Raw genomic sequence first — 4,710 nt, forward strand, 5'->3', positions numbered from 1 at the left:
CACCGGCTCCGGCCCCCGCCAAGCCCGCGCCGGCCCCCAGCGCGCCCTACGGCCTGGGCACCGGCACCTCCCGCGGCTCGGCCGCCGCCGGCGCGGCCGCCGTCGCGTGGGCGCAGGGCAGGATCGGCCTGCCCTACGTGTGGGGCGGCACGGGCCCCGGCGGCTACGACTGCTCGGGCCTGACGTCGGGCGCGTGGCGGTCCGCGGGCGTCGGCCTCAACCGCACGTCGCGCGACCAGTACAAGCAGGTCCTCAAGATCTCGTACGACCAGCTGCGCCCGGGCGACCTCGTGTTCTGGGGCAGCAACCCGAACAACCCCGACTCGATCACCCACGTGGCGATCTACGCCGGCAACGGCCAGATCGTCGAGGCCTCGAAGCCGGGCGTGCCGCTGCGCCAGGTGTCGATGCGGTGGTCGGGCACCATGCCGTTCGCCGGCCGCCCCTGACGGTCGGCGCACCCGACGCCGCTCTCCCGACGCGCGCCGCCGACGCCGCACGCACGACGACGCCCGGCCCGCCGCACCCCTCGGGGTGGGCGGACCGGGCGTCGTGACGTCGCCGGGCGACGCGGCGGCCGCCTCGGCGGCGCGGGTGCCTCAGTGGCCGGTGTCGTACCCGGTGTCGATGGCGCGCTGGCGCGAGCGCTCGATCTCGGCCTCCGCCTCGGCGCGGCCCACCCAGTGGGCGCCCTCGACGGACTTGCCGGGCTCGAGGTCCTTGTAGACCTCGAAGAAGTGCTGGATCTCGAGGCGGTGGAAGTCCGACACGTCGTCGATGTCCTGGCGCCACGCCGCGCGCTGGTCGCCCGTCGGGACGCACAGCACCTTGTCGTCACCGCCGGCCTCGTCGCGCATGCGGAACATGCCGAGGGCGCGGCAGCGGATCAGGCAGCCCGGGAACGTCGGCTCCTCCAGGAGCACGAGCGCGTCGAGCGGGTCCCCGTCCTCACCGAGGGTGCCTTCGATGAACCCGTAGTCGTCCGGGTAGCGCGTCGAGGTGAAGAGCATGCGGTCGAGGCGGATGCGCCCCGTCGCGTGGTCCACCTCGTACTTGTTGCGCTGCCCCTTGGGGATCTCGATCGTGACGTCGAACTCCACAGTGCTTCCTCCACACGTCCCCACCCGCCGGCCCTCGTGGGGACGCCGGTGGCCGTGGCGCGTCGTCTCCCCGGGCGCCCTTGCTCAGGACAGTAGTGTGGCGCACCGGCGGGGCGGTACCGAGCCCCGTGGGGCAGGACGGGTGACGATGACCACAGCAGGCCGCGTGGCGGGCACCGTCGCGCTCGTCGCCGTGCTGGGCGCGGGGGCGTACGCGACGGCCGACGCGCACGACGTCGTCCCCGGGATCGTGACCCTGGCGCCGCCCGCGCCGGACCCGGCGCCGTTCCCGACGGCCCCCGGCGCGCTGCCGCCCGCGGTGGTGCCACGGGCGCTCGCCGACCTCGACCCGCAGGTCCCGCCGCCGTCGTCGGCCGCGGTGCAGGCGCTCGTGGACGGCCTGGTCGCCGACCCGCGGATGGGCCCGTCGGCCGGCGTCGTCGTCGTGGACCAGCTCACGGGCGACGTGCTCGGCGCGCACCAGCCCGACGCGGGCCGGGTGCCGGCGTCGACGGCGAAGCTGCTCACGGGCGTCGCGGCGCTCGCGGAGCTCGACCCCGAGGCGACCCTGCCGACGCGCGTGCTCGCGCTCGACGGCGACCGGATCGCGCTCGTGGGCGGCGGCGACGTGCTGCTCTCGGCGGGCGTCGGCGACCCGACGGCGGTCGAGGGACGGGCGGGCATGGCGGACCTCGCGCGCCGCACCGCCGACGCGCTCGCGCTGCGCGGCACGACGTCGGTCCGCCTCGTGGTCGACGACACGCTGTTCTCCGGCCCGGCCGAGCACCCGACGTGGGACCCCGACTACGTCGACATGGGCTTCACGGCGCCGATCACGCCGCTCATGGTGGACCTCGCGAAGCTGCGGCCGGGGCCGATCGCGCCGCGCGCGGCGGACCCGTCGCTCGCGGCGGCGGAGATCTTCGCGGCCCGGCTCGCGGAGGTCGGGATCACGGTCGAGGGGCGCCCGACGCGCGTGACGGACCCCGCCGACGGGCCGGAGCTCGCGCGCGTCGAGTCGGCCCCGCTCGCCGACGTCACGCACTTCTTCCTCGACACGTCGGAGAACACGGTCACCGAGGTGGTCGCCCGGCTCGTCGCCGTGGACGCCGGCCTACCCGGCAGCTTCGACGGCGGCACGCAGGCCGTGCTGCGGGCGGTCGGCGCGCTCGGCGTCGACGTGTCCGGCGCCCGGCTCGTCGACGCGTCGGGCCTCGCCGTGAGCTCGTCGCTGTCGCCGACGCTGCTCGCGGACGTCGCCCGCCTCACCACCGACCCCGCGCACCCGCGCCTGCGCGACGTGGCCACCGGCATGCCCGTCGCGGGGCTGAGCGGCACGCTCGGCGACCGGTTCACCGCGTCGCCCGCGCGCGGCCTCGTCCGCGCCAAGACGGGCAGCCTGCCGGGCGTGACGTCGCTGGCGGGCACGCTGCTCGACGCGCAGCGGCGCCAGCTCGTCTTCGTCGTCATGGCGGACCAGACGCCCGGCGTCGGGCAGGGCGCGGCCCGGCAGGCGGTCGACGGGTTCGTCACCGCGCTCGCGGGCTGCGGCTGCCGCTGACGACGGACGACGGGCGCCCCGCCGGCGCGGGCGCGCGGGGTTACCGTGACCCGATGGACCCCGCCACGACCGGCCCCGTCGACTGGTACGCGGCCGCCCGCGTCGCCGGACGGCTCGCCGCACCCGGGCCGGTCGCCGACCGCGCCGTCCTCGAGGCGCTCGTCGCCGAGCTCCGCACGTCGGCCGACGTCGCCGCGCGGCACGTCGTCGGCGCCACCGGCATGACGCCCGCGGACGGCCGCCGGCCCGAGGACGTGGCGCGCGTGGTCGTCGTCGACCGGCCCCGGTGGGCACGCGCGAACGCCGAGATGTTCGCCGTCATGGCCGCCCCGCTGGCGCGCCGCAGCGACGGCTCGGCCGTCGAGGTGCCGGACGCGGCGCGGCTCGCCGCGGCCGCGCAGGCGGGCGGCGTGCTCGCGCTGCTGTCGGGCAAGGTGCTCGGCCAGTTCGACCCGTTCACGGCCGCGCCCGGGGAGCCCGGGCGGCTGCTGCTCGTCGCGCCGAACGTGCTGCAGGTGGAGCGGGCGCTGGGCGTCGACCCGCACGACTTCCGGCTGTGGGTGTCGCTGCACGAGCAGACGCACGCGCTGCAGTTCGCCGCCGCGCCGTGGCTCGCGGGCCACCTGCGCGAGCGGTCGGCGGCGCTCCTGTCGGACCTCGCCGACCTGACGCCGCGCCCGGGCGACGCCCGCGCGGCGCGACCCGCCGGGCCGCGCCTGGACGACCTGCTGTCCGCGGTGGCGCGCGGGCTCACCGGCCCGGAGGGGTCCGGCGGCGTGCTGCACGTGCTCAGCCCCCGCCAGCGCGCGGTGTTCGACGAGGTCAGCGGCGTCATGGCCCTGCTCGAGGGGCACGCCGACGTGATGATGGACGAGGTCGGCCCGCGCGTCGTGCCGTCGGTGCGGGCGATCCGCCGGGCGTTCGAGCGCCGGCGCGACCAGGCGGCGCGCGCCGGCGGGGTCGAGCGCGTGCTGCGCCGCCTGCTGGGCCTGGACCTCAAGCTCGCGCAGTACCGCGACGGTGCCGCGTTCGTCCGCGGCGTGCGGCGCCGCGCCGGGGCGGACGGCCTCAACGCCGTGTGGTCGGGGCCGACGGCGCTGCCGACGCTCGCGGAGATCGGCGACCCGGCCGCGTGGGTCCGCCGCGTGCACGGGTGAGCCGCGGGTGAGCGGACCCGCTCCCGCCGTGGCCGCCGTGCGCACGGCGGTGCGGCGTGCGCTCGCCGACGTGCCCGCGGGCGCCGCGGTGCTCGTCGCGTGCTCCGGGGGCGCGGACTCGCTCGCGCTGGCCGCCGGGCTCGCGTCCGAGGCGCGCCGCCGGGCGCGCGCGGGCGCGCCGCTGGTGGCGGGGGCCGTGGTCGTCGACCACGGGCTGCAGGCGGGCTCGGCGGCGGTCGCGGACGCCGCCGCGGCCGCGTGCCGCGGGCTCGGCCTCGACCCCGTGCACGTCGTGCGGGTGGCCGTCGGTGCCGCCGGCGGACCGGAGGCGGCCGCGCGCACCGCCCGGTACGCCGCGCTCGACGACGTGGCGCGCCGCACGGGCGCCGTCGCCGTGCTGCTCGGGCACACGCTCGACGACCAGGCCGAGGGGGTCCTGCTCGCGCTGGCCCGCGGGTCGGGGGAGCGGGCGCTCGCCGGCATGCGGCCCGTGCGCGGGCTCCTGCGCCGGCCCCTGCTGGGCGTGCGCCGCACGGCCACCGAGGACGCCTGCGCCGCCGAGGGGCTCGTGCCGTGGCACGACCCGACGAACGGGCGCGCGGCCGACCCGACGGGCGACGCCCTCCCGCTGCGCAGCCGCGTCCGCCGGGACGTCCTGCCGCTGCTCGAGGACGTGCTGGGCCCGGGCGTCGCGCAGGCGCTCGCGCGCACGGCGGACGCGCTCGCGGAGTCGGCCGACGCGCTCGACGGGCTCGCGGACGACCTCCTGCGCGCCGCCGACGTGGGCGCCGGCGCGGCCACGGACGCCGGCGCGGACGGTCCCGTCGTCGTCCTCGACGTCCCCGCCCTCGCCGCCGCGCCGCCGGCGGTCCGCCGCCGCGCGCTGCACGCC

The 4,710-nt window shown here is 78.8% G+C and carries 5 protein-coding genes; 4 read left to right on the forward strand and 1 reads right to left on the reverse strand.

The features are described from left to right. Positions 1 to 449: C40 family peptidase (locus AB6N23_RS17290; protein ID WP_412867210.1), on the forward strand; the 449-nt coding region annotated here is incomplete at its 5' end. Positions 450 to 599: 150 nt separating this feature from the next. On the opposite strand, the gene AB6N23_RS17295 is transcribed toward AB6N23_RS17290, so the two are convergent. Continuing rightward, positions 600 to 1,100 (reverse strand): inorganic diphosphatase, encoded by a 501-nt coding sequence (locus AB6N23_RS17295; RefSeq protein ID WP_135975607.1) that lies wholly within the window; start codon positions 1,098 to 1,100, stop codon positions 600 to 602. 148 nt (positions 1,101 to 1,248) lie between these two features. Here AB6N23_RS17295 and dacB point away from each other — a divergent pair, with 148 nt between their 5' ends. The 3 genes from dacB to tilS form a co-directional block, all read left to right on the forward strand. Then, complete coding sequence (dacB, locus tag AB6N23_RS17300) at positions 1,249 to 2,661, forward strand: D-alanyl-D-alanine carboxypeptidase/D-alanyl-D-alanine endopeptidase (protein WP_412867211.1); 1,413 nt, start codon at positions 1,249 to 1,251, stop codon at positions 2,659 to 2,661. A 53-nt stretch (positions 2,662 to 2,714) separates the two neighbouring features. Continuing rightward, the gene (locus tag AB6N23_RS17305) at positions 2,715 to 3,818 is read left to right on the forward strand and encodes a zinc-dependent metalloprotease (RefSeq protein ID WP_412867212.1); all 1,104 of its coding nucleotides are present in this window, start codon (positions 2,715 to 2,717) and stop codon (positions 3,816 to 3,818) included. A 7-nt stretch (positions 3,819 to 3,825) separates the two neighbouring features. Further along, the coding region (gene tilS, locus AB6N23_RS17310; RefSeq protein WP_412867213.1) for a tRNA lysidine(34) synthetase TilS at positions 3,826 to 4,710 on the forward strand (885 nt) is incomplete at its 3' end.

This window comes from Cellulomonas pasadenensis (genome assembly GCF_047229365.1).
In the GTDB taxonomy this organism is placed as follows: Bacteria; Actinomycetota; Actinomycetes; order Actinomycetales; family Cellulomonadaceae; genus Cellulomonas.